General features: G+C 73.7%; 19 protein-coding genes. 9 read left to right on the top strand and 10 right to left on the bottom strand.

The genetic code is table 11. The features are described 5' to 3' along the window. The first annotated feature begins 111 nt into the window (after positions 1-111). Positions 112-1,284: an acyl-CoA dehydrogenase family protein gene (locus AB0E05_RS26060; RefSeq protein WP_361967621.1), complete on the top strand. Its 1,173-nt coding sequence runs from the start codon at positions 112-114 to the stop codon at positions 1,282-1,284. 169 nt (positions 1,285-1,453) lie between these two features. Here AB0E05_RS26060 and AB0E05_RS26065 read toward each other — a convergent pair whose 3' ends face one another. Next, entirely contained in the window at positions 1,454-1,870 is a 417-nt protein-coding gene (locus AB0E05_RS26065) for a hypothetical protein (protein ID WP_361967623.1), read from the bottom strand. A 202-nt stretch (positions 1,871-2,072) separates the two neighbouring features. On the opposite strand from AB0E05_RS26065, the gene AB0E05_RS26070 reads away from it, so the two are divergent. The 4 genes from AB0E05_RS26070 (at position 2,073) to fxsA (ending at position 6,252) form a co-directional block, all read left to right on the top strand. Beyond that, complete coding sequence (locus tag AB0E05_RS26070; protein WP_361967625.1) at positions 2,073-2,525, top strand: Lrp/AsnC family transcriptional regulator; 453 nt, start codon at positions 2,073-2,075, stop codon at positions 2,523-2,525. 66 nt (positions 2,526-2,591) lie between these two features. Then, positions 2,592-4,235, top strand: a complete 1,644-nt coding sequence (locus AB0E05_RS26075; protein ID WP_361967627.1) for an amidohydrolase — start codon at positions 2,592-2,594, stop codon at positions 4,233-4,235. Between the two features lie 537 nt (positions 4,236-4,772). Beyond that, positions 4,773-5,555, top strand: a complete 783-nt coding sequence (locus AB0E05_RS26080) for a polyprenol monophosphomannose synthase (protein ID WP_361967629.1) — start codon at positions 4,773-4,775, stop codon at positions 5,553-5,555. A gap of 82 nt (positions 5,556-5,637) precedes the next feature. Then, on the top strand, positions 5,638-6,252 hold the full coding sequence (gene fxsA, locus AB0E05_RS26085; protein WP_361967631.1) for an FxsA family membrane protein: 615 nt from the start codon (positions 5,638-5,640) through the stop codon (positions 6,250-6,252). A 241-nt stretch (positions 6,253-6,493) separates the two neighbouring features. On the opposite strand, the gene AB0E05_RS26090 is transcribed toward fxsA, so the two are convergent. The 4 genes from AB0E05_RS26090 to AB0E05_RS26105 form a co-directional block, all read right to left on the bottom strand. Further along, positions 6,494-6,868 (bottom strand): RNA polymerase-binding protein RbpA, encoded by a 375-nt coding sequence (locus AB0E05_RS26090; protein ID WP_361541020.1) that lies wholly within the window; start codon positions 6,866-6,868, stop codon positions 6,494-6,496. A 309-nt stretch (positions 6,869-7,177) separates the two neighbouring features. Continuing rightward, a complete protein-coding gene (locus tag AB0E05_RS26095) occupies positions 7,178-8,566 on the bottom strand; it encodes an MFS transporter (protein ID WP_361967634.1) in 1,389 nt (462 codons plus the stop codon). A 40-nt stretch (positions 8,567-8,606) separates the two neighbouring features. After that, positions 8,607-9,386 carry a glycerophosphodiester phosphodiesterase gene (locus AB0E05_RS26100; protein ID WP_361967636.1) on the bottom strand — a complete coding sequence of 260 codons (780 nt, stop codon included), beginning with the start codon at positions 9,384-9,386 and terminating at the stop codon, positions 8,607-8,609. Beyond that, entirely contained in the window at positions 9,383-10,186 is an 804-nt protein-coding gene (locus tag AB0E05_RS26105) for a hypothetical protein (RefSeq protein WP_361967638.1), read from the bottom strand. The genes AB0E05_RS26100 and AB0E05_RS26105 overlap by 4 nt, the downstream gene beginning before the upstream one ends. A 99-nt stretch (positions 10,187-10,285) precedes the next feature. On the opposite strand from AB0E05_RS26105, the gene AB0E05_RS26110 reads away from it, so the two are divergent. Next, the gene (locus tag AB0E05_RS26110) at positions 10,286-11,788 is read left to right on the top strand and encodes a PLP-dependent aminotransferase family protein (RefSeq protein WP_361967640.1); all 1,503 of its coding nucleotides are present in this window, start codon (positions 10,286-10,288) and stop codon (positions 11,786-11,788) included. Between the two features lie 17 nt (positions 11,789-11,805). On the opposite strand, the gene AB0E05_RS26115 is transcribed toward AB0E05_RS26110, so the two are convergent. Further along, positions 11,806-13,470 carry an ATP-binding protein gene (locus AB0E05_RS26115; protein WP_361967642.1) on the bottom strand — a complete coding sequence of 555 codons (1,665 nt, stop codon included), beginning with the start codon at positions 13,468-13,470 and terminating at the stop codon, positions 11,806-11,808. 62 nt (positions 13,471-13,532) lie between these two features. Beyond that, positions 13,533-13,727: a hypothetical protein gene (locus AB0E05_RS26120; RefSeq protein ID WP_361967644.1), complete on the bottom strand. Its 195-nt coding sequence runs from the start codon at positions 13,725-13,727 to the stop codon at positions 13,533-13,535. 262 nt (positions 13,728-13,989) lie between these two features. Between AB0E05_RS26120 and AB0E05_RS26125 the strand changes: the two genes are divergently transcribed. The 3 genes from AB0E05_RS26125 to AB0E05_RS26135 all read left to right on the top strand — a co-directional run bounded on the left by AB0E05_RS26125 (position 13,990) and on the right by AB0E05_RS26135 (position 19,950). Further along, positions 13,990-14,382 (top strand): ankyrin repeat domain-containing protein, encoded by a 393-nt coding sequence (locus AB0E05_RS26125; protein ID WP_361967646.1) that lies wholly within the window; start codon positions 13,990-13,992, stop codon positions 14,380-14,382. A gap of 315 nt (positions 14,383-14,697) precedes the next feature. After that, positions 14,698-16,116, top strand: coding sequence for a HEAT repeat domain-containing protein (locus AB0E05_RS26130; protein ID WP_361967648.1), 1,419 nt, complete (start codon positions 14,698-14,700; stop codon positions 16,114-16,116). Positions 16,117-16,323: 207 nt separating this feature from the next. Next, positions 16,324-19,950: a hydantoinase B/oxoprolinase family protein gene (locus AB0E05_RS26135; RefSeq protein ID WP_361967650.1), complete on the top strand. Its 3,627-nt coding sequence runs from the start codon at positions 16,324-16,326 to the stop codon at positions 19,948-19,950. Positions 19,951-19,994: 44 nt separating this feature from the next. Here the strand turns inward: AB0E05_RS26135 and AB0E05_RS26140 are convergent, their stop codons facing one another. Genes AB0E05_RS26140 through AB0E05_RS26150 form a run of 3 tightly spaced genes read right to left on the bottom strand, consistent with a single transcriptional unit; the run spans position 19,995 to position 22,233 of the window. Further along, on the bottom strand, positions 19,995-20,858 hold the full coding sequence (locus tag AB0E05_RS26140; RefSeq protein WP_361967652.1) for a biotin-dependent carboxyltransferase family protein: 864 nt from the start codon (positions 20,856-20,858) through the stop codon (positions 19,995-19,997). Then, positions 20,855-21,472, bottom strand: a complete 618-nt coding sequence (gene pxpB, locus AB0E05_RS26145; protein WP_361967655.1) for a 5-oxoprolinase subunit PxpB — start codon at positions 21,470-21,472, stop codon at positions 20,855-20,857. Before pxpB ends, AB0E05_RS26140 begins: the two co-directional genes overlap by 4 nt. Next, positions 21,469-22,233 carry a 5-oxoprolinase subunit PxpA gene (locus tag AB0E05_RS26150; protein WP_361967657.1) on the bottom strand — a complete coding sequence of 255 codons (765 nt, stop codon included), beginning with the start codon at positions 22,231-22,233 and terminating at the stop codon, positions 21,469-21,471. The genes pxpB and AB0E05_RS26150 overlap by 4 nt, the downstream gene beginning before the upstream one ends. Positions 22,234-22,264: the final 31 nt, after the last annotated feature.

Here is a 22,264-nt window from a genome sequence, read left to right on the forward strand (position 1 = left end):
CCGTTTCGCGATCCGGAGGGGCAGCATCGGCGTGGCAGAAAAACCGGTGCCGCGTGCACCCACCCATGGGGCGCGCGACCCGCATCGCCCGAAAGGGAGGAGAGTGCCGCAATGCCCGACCGCGCCCCGCAGCCGGTGGAACGAGAGCTGCCGACCGAGGAGGCCAGGGACCTGATCGCCCTGGTGCGAGACATCGCCCAGCGGGAGATCGCCCCCCGGGCCGCCGAGGAGGAGGAAGCCGGCCGCTTCCCCCGGGACACCTTCGCCCTGCTGTCCGGATCCGGGCTGCTCGGACTGCCCTACGCGGGCGAGTACGGCGGTGGCGACCAGCCGTACGAGGTGTACCTCCAGGTCCTGGAGGAACTCGCCGGCGCCCGGCTGACCGTGGGCCTCGGGGTCAGCGTCCACTCGCTGTCCTGCCACGCCCTGGCCGGCTACGGCACGAAGGAGCAGCGGGCCGAGCACCTGCCCGCGATGCTCGGCGGCGGGCTCCTCGGCGCGTACTGCCTCTCCGAGCCCTCCTCCGGCTCCGACGCGGCGTCCCTGCGCACCCGCGCCGTGCGCGACGGCGACGACTGGGTGCTGACCGGCACCAAGGCGTGGATCACCCACGGCGGCGTCGCCGACTTCTACACCGTCTTCGCCCGCACCGGCCAGGACGGGCCCCGGGGCATCACCGCCTTCCTCGTCCCCGGCGACGCCGAGGGCCTGGTCCCCGCCGCGCCGGAGAAGAAGATGGGCATGAAGGGCTCGCCCACCGCCCAGATCCACCTCGACGGCGTACGGGTGTCCGACGGCCGGCGCATCGGCGACGAGGGGCAGGGCTTCGGGATCGCGCTCGCGGCGCTGGACACGGGCCGGCTCGGCATCGCCGCCTGCGCGGTCGGCGTCGCCCAGGCGGCGCTGGACGAGGCGCTGCGCTACGCCGCGGGGCGGCAGCAGTTCGGCCGGCCCATCGCGGACTTCCAGGGACTGCGGTTCCTGCTCGCCGACATGGCCACCAAGGTGGAGGCGGGTCGGGCGCTGTACCTGACCGCGGCCCGGCTGCGGGACGCCGGTCGGCCCTTCTCCCGACAGGCCGCGATGGCCAAGCTGTTCTGCACGGACGCGGCGATGAGCGTCACGACGGACGCGGTGCAGGTGCTCGGCGGCTACGGCTACACCGCGGACTTCCCCGCGGAGCGCTATCTGCGCGAGGCCAAGGTGCTCCAGATCGTGGAGGGCACCAACCAGATCCAGCGGATGGTGATCGCCCGTCAGCTGCTGGGACCCGAGTCCCGCTGACCCGGCGGCCCGGCGCGGGGCCCGTCGACGCAACCAGACGTACGAAGACGTCCCCAAGAGCGGACGTACGAAGGGGCGGAAGAGTAAAGGGGGTCGGGCCGTTGGCCCGGCCCCCTTCCGCGTGCCGTTTGATCGTGGGGCCGCTCCGTCCAGCCGGCCCTGCGCGCCGTCAGGCCGCGTGGTGACGCATCGGCGGGAGCTGCCGCGGGCGCGAGCCGGGACCGCCGACGTGCGAGAACGGCTGCATCCGCCAGTCCAGCCCCTGAGGCAGCGTCAACAGCAGCCCCATCCCCTGCTCCTGGGGCTCCTTGGTCTCGTCGGCGGGACGCGCCTGGGTCGCCGGGCGACCGGTGCCCGAGCAGACCGTCAGCCCGAAGGGGTTCCACGGGGTGGGGCACAGGGCGTGCTCCGGGAGTACGTCCTCCTCCGCAAGAAGGGCGATTGGCTGCGCGCAGTCCGGGCAGACGACCCGGTACATGTCGAAGGTGTCGTAGGCGCTCGGCTCGTCCAATTCGGCAGACCTCGCAGACTCCGCCGGATCAACAGGCTCCGGTTCGGTGCGGATGCTCTTCTTGACGCTCTGCATGGAGTACTCCCCCTCAGGTGGGCCAACCGGGCTCATGTGGCCTCGACCACAGCAAGCACTTCCCCATGGGCCCCCCGGATAACCGTCCGGTCACGACGGACCCCCCTCAGGGTCTGTGGCGTTGGTCACACGAACGCTCCGGGAGCACTCGGTGCGGCGCACGGGTGTGCTGGAAGGCGTCTCGGCAATTAAGTTGATCCGCATGGAGGAGCTGGATCGTCAGATCGTTGAGTTGCTGGTCAAGGACGGGCGGATGAGCTACACCGACCTGGGCAAGGCCACCGGGCTGTCCACCTCGGCGGTGCACCAGCGCGTCCGCCGGCTGGAACAGCGCGGCGTCATCCGCGGCTACGCGGCCGTGGTCGACCCGGAGGCGGTGGGGCTGCCGCTGACCGCGTTCATCTCGGTCAAGCCCTTCGACCCCAGCGCCCCCGACGACATCGCCGAACGCCTCGCGGGCGTCCCGGAGATCGAGGCGTGCCACAGCGTCGCCGGCGACGAGAACTACATCCTCAAGGTGCGCGTCGCGGCGCCGGTGGAACTGGAGAACCTGCTCACCCGCATCCGCTCCCTCGCCGGCGTCTCCACCCGCACCACGGTCGTCCTCTCCACCCCGTACGAGGCCCGCCCGCCGCGGATCAAGGGCGCACCCTAGGTTCGCCCCTGCGTGGGAGCCCAGGGCGGGCCCAGGGGCGGTGAAGGCGCGACCTAACCTGGTCCCATGACCGAGAGCACCGCGCCCGCCGGCGACGAGAACCGCACCGTCCTGCTGCGCGGGGGAGAAGTCCACAGCCCCGCCGACCCCTTCGCCACCGCGATGGTGGTCGAACGGGGACACGTCGCCTGGGTGGGGTCCGAGGGCGCCGCGGACGCCTTCGCCGCGACGGCCGACGACGTCGTCGACCTCGACGGTGCGCTCGTCACCCCCGCGTTCACCGATGCGCATGTGCACACGACCTCCACCGGGCTCGCGCTCACCGGGCTCGACCTCGCCCCCGCAAGCACGGTGGCGGACGCCCTCGCGCTCGTACGACGGCACGCCGACGCGCACCCCGACGACGCGGTCCTGCTCGGCGGCGGCTGGGACGCGGCCCGCTGGCCGGAGCGCCGGCCGCCGTCCCGCGCGGAGCTGGACGAGGCGACCGGAGGCCGTCCGCTCTATCTGCCGCGGGTCGACGTCCACTCGGCCGTCGTCACGACCGCTCTGCTCGACCTGGTGCCGGGCGTCACCGACCTGTCGGGGTACCACCCCGACGCGCCGCTCACCGGCGCCGCGCACCACGCGGTCCGGGCCGCGGCGCACGCCGCCGTGACCCCGGCCCAGCGCATCGCCGCCCAGCGCGCCGCGCTCGACCGCGCGGCCTCCCTCGGCATCGGCACCCTGCACGAGTGCGGCGGGCCCGAGATCTCCGACGAGGCCGACTTCACCGGTCTGTTGGCCCTCGCCGAGTCCCACCCCGGCCCCCGCGTCGTCGGCTACTGGGCCGAACGGATCGCGGATGCAAAGGACGCCCGGCGCATCCGCGACCTCGGCGCGGTCGGCGCGGCGGGCGACCTGTTCGTCGACGGCTCGCTGGGCTCCCACACCGCCTGTCTGCACGATCCATACGCGGACGCGGACCACACGGGCGTCCGCCACCTGGACGTGCCCGAGATCGCCGCCCACGTCACCGCCTGCACCGAAGCCGGCCTCCAGGCCGGTTTCCACGCCATCGGCGACGCCGCCCTGAGCGCGGTGGTGGCCGGCGTGCGGGCGGCTGCGGACGCGCTCGGCACGGCCCGGGTGCGCGCCGCCCGGCACCGGGTCGAGCACGCCGAGATGCTCACCCCCGAGCACATCGCCGCCTTCGCCGACCTCGGGCTCACCGCCTCCGTCCAGCCGGCCTTCGACGCCGCCTGGGGCGGTGCGGAGGGCATGTACGCCGAACGCCTGGGCGTCGAGCGGGCCCGCACCCTCAACCCGTACGCGGCGCTGCTGCGGGCCGGCGTGCCGCTCGCCTTCGGCTCCGACAGCCCGGTCACCCCGCTCGACCCCTGGGGCACGGTCCGGGCGGCGGCCTTCCATCGCACCCCCGAGCACCGGGTGTCCGTACGGGCGGCCTTCACCGCCCACACCCGCGGCGGCTGGCGGGCGATCGGCCGCGACGACGCGGGCGTCCTGGTGCCCGGCGCCCCCGCCGACTACGCCGTCTGGCACGCCGGTGACCTGGTGGTCCAGGCCCCGGACGACCGGGTCGCCCGCTGGTCCACCGACCCCCGCTCGGGCACCCCGGGACTGCCCGACCTCACCCCCGGCGGCGAACTCCCGCGCTGCCTGCGCACGGTGGTCTCCGGGCGCACGGTCTTTGATCGCCTGAACGGGTGACGTACGGACATTTCGCTCCGTCGACCGGTGCCCGAAGGCTCCGCCACGACCTGCGGATCTTCGGTACCGGTCGGGCGAATTGGGCAAACCGCGCAGATCGCACGACTGTTGACATGGAGCGCCCACGGGCGGGTAGGTTCGGCCAAGTCCACCACAGGACGTCCGACCGACGGAACCTCCACGCAAGTCGTCGACGCCGCTGGGTCATGGGGCAGTGCACCGCACCGGAGCACTGCCACTGGGAGCCAGGTCCAGCGTCCGCGCCTCGGGGGCGAGGGAAGGTTTCAGCCGATCGGCAGGTGTGACCCGGGTGGGGCCCGGCGTTCAGTAGACAACGGCTCTCGGTCGATCCGCAGCCAGCGGATCCCAGGTCGGCCCGAAGGACGCCGGTCCCCGATCCGTATCCGCCGCGCACCCCGGCCCCGGGCTCCGCGGCGCCCCACGACACCCCCGTTCCGTGCCGTCGCTGCCGGGTGCCCTGCGATCGCCCCGACGATCGCTAAGGTGGGGCCCTGTGCACGACATGAAGGGGCAGCAGTGAACGACGGCGCTAAGGACCGCGAGGCCCAGAGGCGGTACGGTCCGCTCGGCCGAGCCTTGGTGATCATCCCGACCTACAACGAGGCCGAGAACATCAAGAAGATCGTCTCCCGGGTCCGCGCCGCGGTCCCCGACGCGGACGTGCTCGTCGCCGACGACAACAGCCCCGACGGCACCGGGAAGCTCGCCGACGAACTCGCGACGGCGGACGAACAGGTCCACGTCCTGCACCGCAAGGGCAAGGAAGGGCTGGGCGCCGCGTATCTCGCGGGCTTCTCCTGGGGGCTGGAGCGCGACTACGGCGTCCTGATCGAGATGGACGCCGACGGCTCCCACCAGCCCGAGGAACTGCCCCGGCTGCTCACCGCCCTCAAGGGCGCCGACCTGGTCCTCGGCTCGCGCTGGGTCCCCGGCGGCCGGGTCGTGAACTGGCCCAAGTACCGCGAGTTCATCTCGCGGGGCGGCAGCACCTACTCCCGGCTCTTCCTCGGCCTCTCCATCCGCGACGTCACCGGCGGCTACCGCGCCTTCCGCGCCGAGACGCTGCGCGGCCTCGGGCTCTCCGAGGTCGCCTCCCAGGGCTACTGCTTCCAGGTCGACCTCGCGCGCCGCGCCGTTGCCCTCGGGTACCACGTGGTGGAGGTGCCGATCACCTTCGTCGAGCGGGAGCTGGGCGACTCCAAGATGAACCGGGACATCGCCGTGGAAGCGCTGTGGCGGGTCGCCGGCTGGGGCCTGACGGACCGGGCGAACCGTTTCCGGGGCCGTCCGCCGGTCTGACCCGTCCGGCGCCGCACGTCCCGTCCCGCTCGATGATCACCCGCCGGTGCCGCTTGGACCGGCGCCCAGGCACACTGGGAGCATGACGACCGGCTCCCTGCCCCCCAAGCGCTCGCGCGTCCGCAGCCTCATCCCGATCGGCCTCGCCGTCTGGTTGGCCCTGGAGGTCTGGGTGCTGATCCTCGTCGGCTCCACGGCCGGCGCCCTGACCGTCCTCGCCCTGCTGATCGCGGGGGCGGTCCTCGGCGGCACGATCATCAAGCGCGCCGGCCGCAACGCCTACCGCAACCTCGCGGAGACGCTCCAGCGGCAGCAGCGCGGCGAGGCGCCGGAGAGCGGGGCGAACGGCAACGGCTTCCTGATGCTCGCGGGGGGTCTGATCATGATCCCCGGGCTGATCTCGGACGCGGTCGGCCTCGTCCTGCTCGTGCCGCCCGTCCGCACCTTCCTGAGCAGGGCCGTCGAGCGCTCCTTCGAGCGGCGCATCCGGGCCGCCGCGCCGGGCAGCCTCGGTGACGCGTTCAACCAGGCGCGGATGCACCGTCCCGACGGCAGGGTCGTCCCGGGCGAGGTCATCGACCCGGACCCGTCGGGACGGGGCGCCGGGACCGGTCAGGGAGCGGGGGCCGGGGCGGACCAGGAGTCGAGGATCATCGAGGGCAAGGTCATCCGCCCGGACGGCGACCCCAGGTCGTAACGAGAGGTGGTACGAGCAAGGGCCGGCTGTTGCCGTACGTACGGCAACAGCCGGCATCGGCGCTGACCTGCGAAGAGGCGCCGACATGCGAAGCCGACATGCGAAGCCGACATGCGAAGAGGGCCGGGGCACACGGTGTGTGCCCCGGCCCTCTTCGTTCGGTGCCGTTCGCGCGGTCCGCGCAGGAAGTCGCCGGCCTGGCCGGGTCGCGGACGACCCGGTGTCCGTGCCCAGGTGGAGCCTAGGCGGACTTCCGGCTGTCCCTCGGATGCACCGCGATGTTCATCGCGCCGGAGCGCAGGACGGCCAGCCGCTCGGCCAGCACCTCCTCCAACTCCTCGCGGGTGCGCCGCTCCATGAGCATGTCCCAGTGCGTCCTCGCGGGCTTGGCCTTCTTCTCCTCAGGGCCCTCGCCGTCCACCAGGAGTGCCTGGGCGCCGCACGCCTTGCACTCCCACTCCGGCGGAATTTCCGCCTCCACCGAGAACGGCATCTCAAACCGATGTCCGTTCTGGCATGCGTACTCCACCGCCTGGCGCGGGGCCAGATCGATGCCGCGGTCCGTCTCGTAGCTGGTAACCACGAGTCGCGTGCCGCGGAGAGCTCGCTCACTCATGAATGGTGCCTCCCGGGCTTGTCGCCCACAGGACAGGTGTCGCTGTCGTCGTCATCCGGTCAACGTCCGGTCGGCCGTAAAGATTCCCGTTCTGGGTCATGCGTCGCCCGTCGTGCCGCTGCTTTCCCCTGGACGCGTCGAACGGATCGGGCGGGATCCCTACGACAAGCCCTAGGTTGAAGTACCCACCAGTGCCCGGTTTGTCACATCTGACAGAAAGTGTCACCCAGTGATGCTGCTTCGTCAGTGCGCAGTAACGGTCCGCCTGGCAGGCCAAACGCGTACACTAGCGGCCTTTCGCTTCAACGTCTAAATCCGGTCCGGCACCGGATTGCCCGCGGCGGCCACCGCCCGGCGTACCGGGACCCGCGCCAGGAGCACGAAGCCGAGGGCGAAGAAGGCCACGAGCGAGAGGATCGCGTCGCGATAGCTCCCGGTGAGCTGGTACGCGAGCCCGAACACCAGCGGCCCCAGCCAGCTCAGGCCCCGGTCGCTCATCTCGTACGCCGCGAAGTACTCCGCCTCCTTGCCGCGCGGCACCAGATGGGAGAAGAGGGAGCGGGACAGCGCCTGGCTGCCGCCGAGCACCAGCCCGATCCCCGCCGCGAGCGCGAAGAACCACGCGGGCTCGCCGGCCGGGAGGAAGTAGCCCCCCGCCAGGATCGCGGTCCACGCGGCCAGCGAGCCGAGGACGATGCGCTTGGCGCCGTGGGTGCGGGCCAGCCGCCCCAGCCACAGCGCCCCCGCCACCGCCAGCACCTGCACCAGCAGCACCGCCACGATCAGCGTCGTCTGCCCGAGCCCCAGCTCCTCGGAGCCGTACACCGACGCCTGGGAGATCACCGTCTGGATGCCGTCGTTGTAGACGAGGTACGCCAGCAGGAACGACAGCGTCAGCGGGTGCCGGCGCATGTCCTTCAAGGTCGCGACGAGCTGGCGCCAGCCGCCCGGCTGCGCCCCGTGGCCCTCCCGCGGCGTCCCGCGGTCCCGCAGCCGCCGCAGCGGGACGACCGTGAAGGCGCCCCACCACAGGCCGGCCGAGGCCAGACAGATCCGCACCGCCTCCGACTCGGAGAGCCCGAAGCGCTCGTGGCCCGCGTACAGCACCAGGTTCAGCACCAGCATCAGCGCCCCGGAGGCGTACCCGAAGGCCCAGCCGCGCGAGGAGACCGTGTCGCGCTCCTCGGGGGCCGCGATCTGCGGCAGGTACGCGTTGTAGAGCACCATCGACACCGCGAGCGACGCATTGGCGACGATCAGCAGCGCGGCGCCGAGCAGATAGCGGTCGCCGTCCAGCAGGAACATGGCGCAGGTCGCGGCGGCGCCGGTGTACGCGGCGACGGCCAGCAGCGGCTTCTTGCGCCCCGTGCGGTCCGCCCAGGCGCCCGCCAGCGGCATCAGCACCACCGCCAGCACGATTGACGCGGAGATCGCGTACGGGAAGACGGAACCCGCCCGGATCGGGACGCCCAGCGGGTGCACGTACCCCTCGGCGTCCGCCGCGGCCTTCGCCACCGAGGTCAGGTACGGCCCCAGGAAGACGGTCACCACGCTCGTCGAGTACACCGAGCAGGCGAAGTCGTACAGGTACCAGCCGTGCTGCTCGCGCCGGCGCTCCCGCAGCGCGTCGCCCCCGGACCGGTCCGGCCCCGGGCCGTCGCCCGCAGCCCCTTCGTGCTCCGCGGTCCCGGCGGTCATGCCGCGCCCCCCTCGTTCGTGCGCGGTGCGGTCGCGCGGGTCAGACCCAGGCACCCCGATCGGTCAGCACCGCGCGCAGCGTCTCCAGACGATCGGTCATGATGCCATCCACCCCCAGGTCGAGCAGGGCGCACATCCGGTCCGGGTCGTTCACCGTCCACACGTGGACCTGGAGCCCCAGCGCGTGCGCGGTCCGCACGAAGCGGCGGTCCACCACCCGCACGCCGCCCCGGCTCTCGGGGACCTGGACGCACACCGCGCCCGCGCGCACCGCCGCGGGCAGCCCGAGCGAGCGCAGCCGCAGCCCCATGACGCCGCGCACGCCGTACGACGTGGCGAGCCGGGGTCCCGCGAGCCGTGCGGCCCGGGCGATCCGGCCCTCCGAGAAGGACCCCACGCACAGCCGGTCCCACAGCCGCGCCCGATGCACCAGGTCCACCAGCGGCTCCAGCGCCGACTCCGCCTTGATGTCCACGTTCCACCGCACGCCCGGGAACTCCTCCACCAGTTCCTCGAAGAGCGGCAGCGGCTCCCGTCCGCCGACCCTGGCCCGCTGCACCTCGCGCCACGGCAGCTCGGCGATCCGGCCGCCGACGTCCGTCACCCGGTCCAGGGTCGCGTCGTGGAAGGCGACGAGCCGGCCGTCCGCGGTCGTGTGGACGTCGGTCTCGAAGTGGCGGTAGCCGAGGGCGGCGGCGCGCCTGAAGGCCGCGGCCGTGTTCTCCAGCCCGTCCGCCGCCCCGCCCCGGTGGGCGAACGGCAGCACGGAGGGGTGGTCCAGGACGGGGTGACGCGGTCGGGGTCTCGGTACGGGGGTCACTGCCGCAGTATCGCTCCTTCGGCCGCGGCGCCGGCGTCCGGTCCTCCCCCGGCGGCCGGGCCGCGGGCCACCACGCGGCCCTCGGGGGCCCGTGCGGCGGGCTCGGCCTCCGGTCCCGCGCCGGGCACGGCGAAGACCCGCAGGAACACCTGGGCCAGCGGACCGATGCTCAGGGCGTACACGACCGTCCCGACGCCCACCGTGCCGCCGAGCAGGAAGCCGCTGGCGACCACCGCCAGCTCGATGCCGGTGCGCACCAGCCGGATGGAGCGGCCGGTGACCCGGTGCAGCCCGGTCATCAGCCCGTCCCGCGGGCCGGGCCCGAAGCGCGCCGCGATGTAGAGGCCGGTGGCCGCGCCGTTCAGCACCACGCCGGCGACCAGGACCGGGATCTGGGCGGCGAGCCCCTGCGCCCCGGGGAGCACGTACAGGGCGGCGTCCATGGCGACGCCGATGACCAGGACGTTGGAGACCGTGCCCAGCCCCGGCCGCTGGCGCAGCGGGATCCACGCGAGGAGCACGAGCACGCCGGCGAGGGTGGTCACCACCCCGATGGTCAGCCCGGCCCGCTCGGCCAGCCCCTGGTGGAACACGCCCCACGGGTCGAGCCCGAGGCCGGCGCGGACCATCATGGCCGCGCTGACCCCGTACAGCACCAGCCCCCCGTAGAGCTGGGCGAGCCGTCGCGGCAGCCGGCGCGAGCGCACGGTCGCGGTAGCCGACGCCTTGGTGGGCCCGGCTGCCGCGGTCCGCCCCGCATCCGTCGGCGCATCCGTCGGTGCGATCGATTCCTCAGACATGTGGGGCCCCTCCTGGCGATGGTGGACTGACTCATGACACCCTGTGGCCATCGAGTAGATGCCAACCATGGCCAATTCAAGGAAGGTGGACTGACTTCCGTGACTCAGTGGACTTCTGTCGTGGGTGCGGCTCAGCTCGCCCGACAGCTCGCCGCCCAACAGCACCGCCCGGCCGGCCCCGGCACGCGCAAGCCCCCCGCCTACCGGGCGCTGGCCGACGGGATCCGCCTGCTGGTCCTGGAGGGCCGGGTCCCGGTCGCCGCCCGACTGCCCGCCGAGCGCGAACTCGCGCTCGCGCTCAGCGTCAGCCGCACCACGGTCGCCGCGGCGTACGAGGCGCTGCGCGCGGAGGGCTTCCTCGAATCCCGTCGGGGCGCCGGGAGCTGGACCGCCGTCCCGGCCGGGAACCCCCTGCCGGCGCGCGGCCTGGAGCCGCTGCCGCCCGAGTCGCTGGGCTCCGTGATCGACCTCGGCTGCGCGGCGCTCCCGGCCCCCGAGCCCTGGCTCACCCGCAGCTTCCGGGGAGCGCTGGACGAGTTGCCGCCGTACGCGCACACCCACGGCGACTACCCCGCGGGCATCCCCGTGCTGCGCCAGATGCTGGCCGACCGCTACACGGCGCGGGGCATCCCCACCATGCCCGAGCAGATCATGGTCACCACCGGGGCGATGGGCGCCATGGACGCCCTGTGCCACCTCTTCGCCGGCCGCGGCGAGCGCGTCGCCGTCGAGTCACCGTCGTACGCCAACATCCTCCAGCTGATGCGGGAGGCCGGCGCCCGGCTGGTGCCCGTCGCCATGGAGGACGAACTCGGCGGCTGGGACCTGGCGCGCTGGCGGCAGGTGCTGCGCCAGGCGGCGCCCCGGCTGGCGTACGTCGTCGCCGACTTCCACAACCCCACCGGCGCCCTCGCCGACGAGGACCAGCGCCGCGGCCTGGTGGAGGCGGCCCGGTCGGCGGGGACCGTGCTGGTGGTCGACGAGACCATGGCGGAGCTGCACCTGGACGACGACGACTCGGCGATGCCGCGGCCCGTCTGCGCCTTCGACCCCGCGGGCGGCACGGTGGTCACGGTCGGCTCCGCCAGCAAGGCGTTCTGGGCCGGGATGCGCATCGGCTGGGTGCGGGCCGCGCCCGACGTGATCCGCTCGCTGGTCGCCGCCCGGGCCTACGCGGACCTCGGCACCCCGGTCCTGGAGCAGCTCGGCGTCCACTGGCTGATGCGCACCGGCGGATGGCACGAGGCGGTCGCGGTGCGCCGCGCCCAGGCGAGGGAGAACCGGGACGCGCTGGTGAGCGCGGTGCGCCGGGAGCTGCCCGACTGGGAGTTCACCGTCCCCCGCGGCGGGCTCACGCTCTGGGTGCGCACGGGCGGGCTCTCCGGCTCCCGACTCGCGGAGGCGGGCGAACGCGTGGGCGTACGGGTGCCGTCCGGACCGCGCTTCGGGGTCGACGGCGCCTTCGAGGGCTTCGTCCGGCTGCCGTTCACGGTGAGCGGGCCGGTCGCGGACGAGGCGGCGGTGCGCCTGGCCGCCGCGGCACGGCTGGTGCGCAGCGGAGCGACGACGGGGGCGGAGGCGCCGCGCACCTTCGTGGCGTGAGGAGCGGGCGCCGGGGATCAGCCCTCCGCGGGGACCGGGCGCGCGGTGTCCGCGTCAGGGGCCGGCCCGTCGATCATCGCCGCGGGGATCGACACCGATTCGACGGGGCGGGCGTCGTACGCGTCCTGCTGCTCCGGTGCGCCGGGCGCGCTCGGCACCTCGGGCCGGTCGGAGCCGACGGGCCGTTCGGGCAGCAGCTCCAGCACGGCCTGCCGCTGGTCGTGGGCGGTGGCGTCGTCGTACGGATCGGGCGTCGCCGGCACCTGGAGGCGGAGCACGGGGCCGGTGCCCAGGCGGGCGTAGCCGCGGCCCGGCGGCACGTGCGGCGCGGGCGTGGTCGGCGGCACCGCCCCGAGCACGGCCGCCACCAGGCCGAAGTCGGCCGCCCCCAGCGCGACCCGGGCGCGGGTGTGCGTCAGCACCACCTCGCACAGCTCGTCCAGGCAGTCGGACTGCTCGGCCACCACGACGGTGACGTGCACCGCCCGGCCGTGCCGCAGCGGCACCGCCAGCAGCTCCTGCGGATCGGGGTGCCCGTCGGCCGCGGCCAGGTGCCCGAAGACGGACGGGCGGTCCACCAGGATCCACAGCGGGCGCCTGGTGTCGTCGGGCGCGGGCAGTCCGGCCTGGCGGGCGCGGTTCGCGGCGATCAGGCGCCGCTCGGTCTCCCGGGCCGCCCACTCCAGGCTCGTCAGGGCGCCGGTGAGCGCGCACTCCACGGCGAGCACCCCGCTGCGACCGGCGAGACAGGCGTACTCCCCGGTGCCGCTGCCCTCCACGATCAGCACGTCGCCGTGGGACAGCGCCTGGAGGGCGATGGAACGCATCAGGGTGGTGGTCCCGCTGCCGGGCTCGCCCACGACCAGCAGATGGGGCTCGGTGGAGCGGGGGCCGGTGCGCCAGATCACCGGGGGTGCGTCCCGGGTGTCGTTGCCGTCCGCGACGGGCACCGTGCGCTGCACCGCGTCGGCGTCGGTGAAGCCGAGCACGGTCTCGCCGGGCGCGGTCACGAAGCGCTGGGCGGCGATGGTGGTCGCCAGCGCCGGCAGCACCGTCATCAACAGGTGGTTGCCCTCCTCGTCCCAGACGAAGCGGTACTCGCGTCCCCGCCCCGACTTGGCGTGCAGCACCTGCTCGATCCGCGTCCGGGACTCCTCCTCGCCGTCGGTGAAGTAGGCGGGGTAGGCGATGCGCAGCGCGGTCAGCCGGCCGGTGCCGTCGAAGGCGTGGTCGCTGAAGGCGCTGCTCCACTGCCCGCCGTGGGCGAAGAGCGGGGCGGGGTCGTCCGGGTCCGAGAAGTACGGCACGAGCGCGTCGTAGAGCGCCTGGAGCCGACCGGCCTCGGCCTCGTCGGGGCCGGTCCGCACGGGGGTGCGCACCCGCCCCTTCCAGGCGGCTGCGCCCATCAGGGCGATCAGGGCGGTCAGGGGCCCGTACGGGACGAACGCCACCGCCAGCACGCCGGCCGCGACGAAGAAGAGCAGGGGACCGCGCTTCTCCTTGGGGGTGGCGAGCCACCGCTGCCGGGCCAGGCCCGAGAGCTGCCGCAGCCCGCGGGAGACCGTGATCAGCGGATGGAGGACGTCGGTTGCGCCGTCCGCGGCCGTGCGGGCGAACTCCCGGCTCCGGGCGAGCTGCGCGGATCCGGTGCTCAGGATGCGGGGGAGCGGTAGCCGGGCCACGTCGTTCTCCTGGGATGCGGTACGGGATGCGGGTACGGGGTGCGGGCGGGGCAGGTCGGGGGTCAGAACTTGATGCCGCCCAGCAGGCTGGCGAGGCTCTGACTGCCGGCCGTGATGCTGGGGGCGATGGCGGTGCCCGCCAGGAAGAATCCGAAGAGTGCGCACACCAGCGCGTGGGACGCCTTCAGACCGTCCTTCTTGAAGAAGAGGAAGACGATGATCGCGAGCAGGACCACGCCTGAGATCGACAGGACCATGTGAGGTTCTCCTGGGTGAGGGGACAGTCACCATGAGTACTTCCAACCTCACAGGAATCACATATGCGATTAAAGGTGCAAACGGGTGAAGAGTAATGAACTTCACTGAAATGGTGCACGTTGGTCCGCGCGTCGACATGCGTCCGCCGCGGTCGCGGGGCACGGCCCGCACCGCGGGCAGTAACCTGGCGCCCTATCGATGCGCTCGTACGGCTGTTCCCGCCGTACGCCCAGGTCAACGGAGCAAAAGGAGGTCCTTCCGATGAGCGAGTCCCCCGATCCGGAAGTGATCGAACTCGCGACCAAGGTCTTCGACCTGGCTCGCCGTGGCGAGACCGAGGCGCTCGCGGCGTACGTCGACGCCGGAGTGCCCGCCAACCTCACCAACGACCGCGGCGACACCCTCGTGATGCTCGCCGCCTACCACGGCCACTCCGCGGCGGTCGAGGCGCTCCTCGCCCGCGGCGCCGAGCCGGACCGCCCCAACGACCGCGGGCAGACGCCGCTCGCCGGCGCGGTCTTCAAGGGGGAGGACGAGGTCGTCCGCGTCCTGCTGGCCCGCGGCGCCGATCCGCGCGCGGGAACTCCCTCCGCCGTGGATACCGCGCGGATGTTTGGGAAGACAGAGCTTCTGAGGCTGTTCGGCGACGAGTGAGCCGCCGGACACCCACCGTTTCGTCACGGAGAGTTTCCGCCGTCGTCGCCCGGAGGCCGTCCGGCCGCCCCGCGAAGGACGTCGTAAATGTGGTCGCGGTGGCGATATGGGTGGGTCATCATGACGACGGGTCCTGTCCTGGACATCACCGGGAATTCCCCTGGGGCCCACCGACGAGAGGCGATGAAGAGATGGTCTACACCGAGCAGAAGACGCGTCGAGCGCGCGTGGCGACGGACGGCTCCGCATGCTGCTGCGCGGCCTAGGCATCCCCGTCCACCGGTCGCGTCGAGAGCTTGATGTGAGGCCTTCCCCATGTTCGATCCAGTCATAGCGCCGAGCGGCACGCTGCTCGGCCTGCTGCAGAGGGGCCGCGGCGACGGCACGCTGCACGCGCTCGCCGCCCCGCGCGACGAAGCGCTCGCCGCCCTCAACCACTGCGTACTGAACGACCCCCGCAAGGACTGGCAGGTCGAGAACCGCTCCCTCTACTACGCACGCCTCTACCTGGACCTGCACGGCGGTCTGGAGGCGATCCAGCGCCATCTGTGCGATCCCGACGACCTCGTCGACCCCGACGAGGCGCGCACCGGGCTCGCGCTCGCCGTCCTCGGCCACCTCGCCTCGTACGGCAGGCGGGACGCCCTGGAGATGCTGCGCGACTACGCGGCCCGCGGCTCCAACTGGGCCTGGGCCCTCGACGAGCTCGCGCTGCGTGACGACGACGCGGGGCTGCGCTCGCTCGCCACCCCGATCCTCGCCAGATTCCCCGCCGGCCCGGAGGGCGACGCCGACCTTGCCGTCACCGTGCGCGACGCCTTCGAGCCCCGGCCGTGGCGGCTGTGGGCCGACGACCCGCGCGAGGGCGTGGGCGCCCGGGTGCGGGCCGCCCAGGAAGCCGGGTCCTTCGACCGCTGGCAGCGCCAACTGCGGCCCAGCGGCCCCCGCCCGGGCTGGAGCGTCCAGGCGATCTTCGACTGGGCCGACGAGGGCGCCGCGCGCGGCGCCGCGCTGCACGTCCCCGCCGCCCGGTGCCTCACCGCGGTCGCCGCCGCGGAGGACCGCGCCCTGATCGTCACCGCCGCGCGCGAGGGCGGCGACGGCGCACGCAGCGCCGCCCTGCACTACCTCGCCGAATCCCGGGACCCCGCGGTCCTCGACCTCGTCGAACTCGCCGCGTCCACCGGCTCCCGAACCGTCGCCGACGCCGCGATCGCCGCCTTCGAGCGGATGTGCGACGAGGCGGCCGTGGACCGCGCCCGCGGCTGGGTCCACCGCCCCGACGCGCTCGGCGCGTCCGCCGCCTGCGTGCTCGCCTGCCGGGGCACCGCCGGCGACGCCCAGTTGGTCCTGGGCGCCCTGCGCGAAACCGTCCGGGCCGACGGGCCGGACGCCCCCCTCCTTTGGACGCTCGTCGACGGGACCGGCCGCCTGGGCATCGCCTGCGCCGCCCCCGTCCTGCGCCACATCTACCGGGAGACCGCCTCCTCCCAGCTCAGGGGGCGCGCCGCGCGCGCCCTGGCCGCCACCGACGCCTCCTTCGCGACGGGCTTCGCCGTCGAGTGCCTCTGGGACTGCGAGGAGACGACGCGCGAGGTGGCCGCCCGCCACGCCGAGACCGGTGACATCCGCGTCGCCGAACGCCTGCGCCGCCTCGCCGCCGACCCGGCCGAGGAGGACGAGGTCCAGACGGCCGTACGCAGCAGGATCAGTCCGGACACCCCGGCGATCTGACGCACCGCGCACCCCGCACGAAGACGGGCGGGTCCGACCCCGGACCCGCGGCGTGTTGCGAAAGTCCTTCCTGGCCTGCGGGCGGACGGAGCTGCTTTCGCAACACGCCCCCGCCGCTTCCCGCCGCGCCCCGACCGGTGCGCACCGCCGCGCCCCGGCCGGTTCCGCCACCGTGTCCGGCGGGCGCCCCCTTGTCACAATGGGGGGATGACCGGGCCCTGGGAGTTCTGGATCGACCGCGGCGGCACCTTCACCGACGTCGTGGGCAAACGTCCCGACGGACGCCTCGTCACCCGTAAGCTCCTCTCCCACGACCCCGAGCGCTACCGGGACGCGGCCGTCGCCGGCATCCGGCTGCTGCTCGGCCTGCGGCCGGACGAACCGGTCCCCGCCGACCGGGTCGCCTGCGTCAAGATGGGCACCACCGTCGCCACCAACGCCCTGCTGGAGCGGCGCGGCGAGCCGACGGTCCTGCTGATCACCGAAGGGTTCGGCGACGCCCTGCGGATCGCCTACCAAAACCGCCCCCGCATCTTCGACCGCGCCATCGTGCTCCCGCAGGCCGTGTACGACCGGGTCGTGGAGGTCCCCGAGCGCGTCGACGCCCACGGCGCCGTCGTACGCCCCCTGGACCTGGCGACCGTCACCGAACGGCTGGCCTCGGCCCGCGCCGACGGCTTCCGCAGCGCGGCCGTCGTCCTGATGCACGGCTACCGCCACCGCGCCCACGAGACGCAGGTCGCCGAAGCCGCCCGTGACCTCGGCTTCACCCAGGTCAGCTGCTCCCACGAGGTCAGCCCGCTGATCAAACTCGTACCCCGCGGCGACACCACCGCCGTCGACGCGTACCTCTCGCCGATCCTGCGGCGTTACGTGGACGAGGTGGCTGCCGAACTCCCCGGCATCCGGCTCCAGTTCATGCAGTCCAACGGCGGACTGCGGGAGGCCGCCCACTTCCGGGGCAAGGACGCGGTGCTGTCCGGGCCGGCCGGGGGAGTGGTCGGGATGGCCCGCACCGCCGGCCGCGCCGGCCACGAACGGGTCATCGGCTTCGACATGGGCGGCACCTCCACCGACGTGTCGCACTACGCGGGGGAGTTCGAACGCGAACTGGGCACCCAGGTCGCGGGCGTCCGGATGCGCGCGCCCATGATGCGCATCCACACCGTCGCCGCGGGCGGCGGCTCGGTGCTCCACTTCGACGGCCGCCGCTACCGCGTGGGCCCCGACTCGGCGGGCGCCGTGCCCGGCCCCGCCTGCTACCGCCGCGGCGGACCGCTGACCGTCACCGACGCCAACGTCATGCTCGGCCGCGTCCAACCCGCCCACTTCCCCGCCGTCTTCGGACCGGACGGCGACGAACCCCTGGACGCCGCCGTCGTCCGCGAACGCTTCGCCGCACTCGCCGGACGGGTGCGGCAGCAGACCTCCACCGAGCCCGCGCCCGAGGACGTGGCCGCCGGCTTCCTGGAGATCGCCGTCCTCAACATGGCGAACGCGGTGAAGAAGATCTCCGTGCAGCGCGGCCACGACGTCACGCGCTACGCCCTGAACTCCTTCGGCGGCGCCGGCGGCCAGCACGCCTGCGCCGTCGCCGACGCCCTCGGCATCTCCACGGTGATCGTCCCGCCGCTGGCCGGGGTGCTCTCCGCGTACGGCATCGGGCTCGCCGACGCCACCGCCATGCGCGAGCAGTCCGTGGAGGCAGAGCTGGACGCCCGGACCGTCGCCCGGGTGCGGGAGCTGTGCCGCGACCTCGCCGACCGCACCCGCGCCGAACTGCGGGCCGACGGCCTTGCCGACGCGGCGGTCACCACCCGCGCGAAGGTGCTGCTGCGGTACGCCGGCACGGACGCCCACCTGCCCGTACCGCTCGCGGACGAGGGCGAGATGCGGGACGCCTTCGAGGCCGCCCACCGCGCGCAGTACGCCTTCACCATGGACAAGCCGCTGGTCGTCGAGGCGGTGTCGGTGGAGGCGACCGGCGCGGCGGGGGACCACCACCCGGCCGAAGACGGCGTCGGGACAGGCGCCGAGCCCCATGGGGCCGGGCCGCGGGACCTGGTGCCGATGTACGTCGCCGGCGCCTGGCGGGACGTACCGCTGCACCGGCGTACGGAGCTGCGCGCGGGGGACGCGGTGACCGGGCCGGCCATCGTCGCGGAGGCGGACGCGACCACCGTCGTCGACCCCGGATGGCGGGCCGAGGCCGGCGCCGGCGGGGAGCTGCTGCTGACCCGGGTCACGGCCCGGCCCGAACGCGTCGCCGTGGGCACGGACGTGGACCCGGTGCTGCTGGAGGTCTTCAACAACCTCTTCATGGCCATCGCCGAGCAGATGGGCGTCCGACTGGAGAACACCGCCCATTCCGTCAACATCAAGGAGCGGCTCGACTTCTCCTGCGCCCTCTTCGACCCGGAGGGCAACCTGATCGCCAACGCCCCCCACATCCCCGTGCACCTCGGCTCCATGGGCGAGTCGATCAAGGAGGTGCTGCACCGCAACCGTGAGCGGCTGCGGCCCGGGGACGTGTACGCGATCAACGATCCGTACCACGGCGGCACCCATCTGCCCGACGTGACCGTGGTGACCCCGGTGTTCGGCGACGGCGGCGACACGGGAGCGGACGGTCCGCGGCTGCCGTTCCTGGTCGCCTCGCGCGGCCACCACGCCGAGATCGGGGGCGTCACCCCCGGCTCGATGCCCGCCTTCAGCACCACCATCGAGGAGGAGGGCGTCCTCTTCGACAACTGGCTGCTGGTGCGGGACGGGCGGCTGCGGGAGGCGGAGACCCGCGAACTGCTCACCGCCGGCCGCTACCCGTCGCGCGCACCGGACGTGAACCTCGCCGACCTCCGCGCCCAGATCGCCGCCAACGAGAAGGGCATCGCCGAACTGGATCACATGGTCGACCAGTTCGGCCTGGACGTCGTGCACGCCTACATGCGGCACGTGCGCGACAACGCGGAGGAGTCGGTGCGCCGCATCGTCGCCGGGCTGGCGGACGGGACGTACCGCTACGAGACGGACGGCGGCGCGGTGATCCAGGTCGCGCTGCGCGTGGACCGCGCGCGGCGCAGCGCCGTGCTGGACTTCGCCGGCACCTCGCCCCAACTGCCCGGCAACGCCAACGCCCCCACCTCCGTGGTGATGGCCGCCGTGCTCTACGTCTTCCGCACCCTCGTCGGCGAGGACATCCCCCTGAACAGCGGCTGCTTGGAGCCCCTGGAAATCCGCGTCCCCGCCGGATCGATGCTCGCGCCCGTCCACCCCGCGGCGACCGTCGCGGGCAACGTGGAGACGTCCCAGGCCGTCACGGGAGCGCTGTACGCCGCCCTCGGCGTCCAGGCCGAGGGATCGGGCACCATGAACAACCTGACCTTCGGCAACGACCGAGTCCAGTACTACGAGACGGTGGCCAGCGGCTCCGGCGCGGGCGACGGCTTCGACGGCGCGGACGCCGTGCAGACCCACATGACCAACTCGCGGCTCACCGACCCGGAGGTCCTGGAGTGGCGCTACCCGGTGCGCGTCGACTCCTTCACCGTGCGCACCGGCAGCGGCGGCACCGGCCGGTGGCACGGCGGCTGCGGCGTCGTCCGCCGCATCCGCTTCCTGGAGCCGATGACCGTGGCCCTGCTCACCGGGCACCGGCGCGTCGCGCCCTACGGCATGGCGGGCGGCGGCCCCGGAGCGCTCGGTGAGAACACGGTGGAGCGCGCCGACGGCAGCGTCACCCGGCTCCTCGGCGTCGACTCCGTGGACGTCGCTCCGGGTGACGTGCTGGTGATGAAGACCCCGGGCGGCGGGGGATACGGACCACCGGAGCACTAAGCCGCCCCCCCCGGGCTCCGGAGCCCCTGTCGCACCCGGGCGCATCACACCGGGACGAACCGCACCGGGGTCCCGGGCACGGCCTGGGCCGCACCGGGCAGATCGCGTCGGTCGACGACCGCGACCACCGGATAGCCGCCCGTCGTCGGATGGTCGGCCAGGAAGACCACCGGACAGCCGTCCGGCGGCACTTGGACCGCTCCCAGCACCATGCCTTCACTGGGCAGTTCCCCCTCCTGCGCCCGCTGGAGCGCCGGTCCCGAAAGGCGCATCCCGATGCGGTTGCTCGCCACCGAGACCCGGTGGCCGCCGGCGACGAGGGTCGCCAGCGCCGCCGTCGTGAACCAGTCCGCGCGGGGTCCGAAGCGGATGCGCAGCACCAACTCGGCCGGCGGGCTCGACCACGGCACCACGCCGTCGACCCGGCCCGGCGCACCGCCCGGAGCCCCCAGCGGCAGCACGACCCCGTCCGTGAGCAGCCCGGGGCCCAGCCCCGACAGCAGATCCGTGGCCCGGCTGCCGAGGACCGGTTCGACGGCGACGCCGCCGGCGAGCGCCAGATAGCTCCGCACCCCGTACGTCGCCGGGCCCAGGTCCACCAGTGCGCCCGCGGGCACTCGTACTGGCGCCCCCCACGCCACCGGGCGCCCGTCGACGGTGACCGGGCAGGGGGCGCCGCCCACGGCGACGGTCACCGCCCGACGGGGCCGCACCGCACAACCGTTGACCGTGGTCTCCAACACCGCGGCCCCCTCGACATTGCCCACCAGGCGGTTCACCAGCCGGGCCGCCGGCTCGTCGAGCGCCCCGGACCGCCCCACCCCGAGATGGGCGTGTCCGAATCGGCCCAGGTCCTGCACGGTCGTCAGCGCTCCGGCGCGTACGACGGCGATGGCGCGATCCGTCATGTGCCATCCGGTACGAACCGCACCCGTGCTCCAGGGGACAACAGGGCGGCCGGCTCCCGGTGCGGATCCCACAGCGCGCGGTCCGTACTGCCGATGAGCTGCCAGCCACCGGGCGACGAGCGGGGATACACCCCGGTGTACGGGCCGGCGAGGCCGAGGGAGCCGGCCGGGACCGAGGTGCGCGGGGTGGCCCGGCGTGGCACCTCGTACCGTGCGGGGAGGCCGGTGAGATAGCTGAAGCCCGGGGTGAACCCGCAGAAGGCGACCCGGAACTCGACCGCCGAGTGGATCGCCACCGCCTCCGCGGCCGACACTCCCCACAGCGCGGCCACCTCTGCCAGGTCGGCTCCGTCGTAGCGGACCGGCAGCTCGACGACGTCCGCCGTCCGGGACCGCAACGGCGGCACGCGCCACCCCGCCAGCTCGGCGGAGAAACCGGCCGGGTCCGCCAAGCCGTCCAGCAGCACCGTCCTGGCGGCGGGCACGATCTCCGTCACCGACGGAAGCTCCCCCGCCGTGCGCCGCCGCACCAACTCGGCGTGCAGTGCCCCCGCTTCCTGCCCGTCCGCGAGCTCGACGAGCAGCGCCCGATCACCCATCGGCAGGGCCCTCATGCGAACGCACCGACCCGTACGCCCGCGCCTTCCAGTCCCCGGCGCACCTGGCGCGCCAACGTCACCGCGCCCGGGGTGTCCCCGTGGACGCACAGGGAGCGGGGGCGCACCGACACGGACCGCCCGCAGTGCGCGGTGACCGCGCCGAAGCGGGCCATGCTGACGGACCGGTCGATCACGGTCGGCGCGTCGGTGATCACCGCCCCTTCCTGGTCGCGGGGCACCAGGGTGCCCTCCGCGGTGTAGGCGCGGTCCGCGAACCCTTCGGTGATCACCGGCAGTCCGGCCTTCTCCGCCGCCACGTGCAGCGCGGACCCGGGCAGCCCCAGCAGCGGCAGCCGCTCTCCCGTCAGCAGCACGCCGTCCACCACGGCCGCCGCCTGCTCCTCGTCCCGCACCACCCGGTTGTACAGGGCGCCATGCGGCTTGACGTACGCGACGCGGGAGCCGGCGGACCGGGCGAACACCTCCAAAGCGCCTATCTGATAGGCCACTTCGGCCGTCAGCTCGTCCGGTGGCACGTCCATGGCCCGTCGTCCGAACCCGGCCAGGTCGCGGTAGGCCACATGGGCCCCGATGCGCACCGAGCGCTCGGCCGCCAGCTGACAGACCCGGCGCATGGTGACCGCGTCCCCGGCGTGGTACCCACAGGCGACGTTCGCGCTGGTGACCACGGACAACAACTGCTCGTCGTCCGTCAGCCGCCACTGACCGAAGCCCTCGCCCAGATCGGCGTTGAGGTCGATGGACGCCCACGTCATGTGCAGCCCTTCCTTTCTCTTTCCCCCGAGG

The organism is Streptomyces sp. NPDC048057 (assembly GCF_040653095.1).
GTDB lineage: Bacteria > Actinomycetota > Actinomycetes > Streptomycetales > Streptomycetaceae > Streptomyces.

Bases quoted from the DNA above. Each gene is read 5' to 3' on its own strand.
- AB0E05_RS26060 (WP_361967621.1), top strand. From the start codon at position 112: ATGCCCGACCGCGCCCCGCAGCCGGTGGAACGAGAGCTGCCGACCGAG.
- AB0E05_RS26150 (WP_361967657.1), bottom strand. From the start codon at position 22,233: ATGACGTGGGCGTCCATCGACCTCAACGCCGATCTGGGCGAGGGCTTC.
- fxsA (WP_361967631.1), top strand. From the start codon at position 5,638: ATGACGACCGGCTCCCTGCCCCCCAAGCGCTCGCGCGTCCGCAGCCTC.
- AB0E05_RS26105 (WP_361967638.1), bottom strand. From the start codon at position 10,186: ATGTCTGAGGAATCGATCGCACCGACGGATGCGCCGACGGATGCGGGG.
- AB0E05_RS26135 (WP_361967650.1), top strand. From the start codon at position 16,324: ATGACCGGGCCCTGGGAGTTCTGGATCGACCGCGGCGGCACCTTCACC.
- AB0E05_RS26120 (WP_361967644.1), bottom strand. From the start codon at position 13,727: ATGGTCCTGTCGATCTCAGGCGTGGTCCTGCTCGCGATCATCGTCTTC.
- AB0E05_RS26090 (WP_361541020.1), bottom strand. From the start codon at position 6,868: ATGAGTGAGCGAGCTCTCCGCGGCACGCGACTCGTGGTTACCAGCTAC.
- pxpB (WP_361967655.1), bottom strand. From the start codon at position 21,472: ATGAGGGCCCTGCCGATGGGTGATCGGGCGCTGCTCGTCGAGCTCGCG.
- AB0E05_RS26140 (WP_361967652.1), bottom strand. From the start codon at position 20,858: ATGACGGATCGCGCCATCGCCGTCGTACGCGCCGGAGCGCTGACGACC.
- AB0E05_RS26075 (WP_361967627.1), top strand. From the start codon at position 2,592: ATGACCGAGAGCACCGCGCCCGCCGGCGACGAGAACCGCACCGTCCTG.
- AB0E05_RS26095 (WP_361967634.1), bottom strand. From the start codon at position 8,566: ATGACCGCCGGGACCGCGGAGCACGAAGGGGCTGCGGGCGACGGCCCG.
- AB0E05_RS26130 (WP_361967648.1), top strand. From the start codon at position 14,698: ATGTTCGATCCAGTCATAGCGCCGAGCGGCACGCTGCTCGGCCTGCTG.
- AB0E05_RS26125 (WP_361967646.1), top strand. From the start codon at position 13,990: ATGAGCGAGTCCCCCGATCCGGAAGTGATCGAACTCGCGACCAAGGTC.
- AB0E05_RS26070 (WP_361967625.1), top strand. From the start codon at position 2,073: ATGGAGGAGCTGGATCGTCAGATCGTTGAGTTGCTGGTCAAGGACGGG.
- AB0E05_RS26065 (WP_361967623.1), bottom strand. From the start codon at position 1,870: ATGCAGAGCGTCAAGAAGAGCATCCGCACCGAACCGGAGCCTGTTGAT.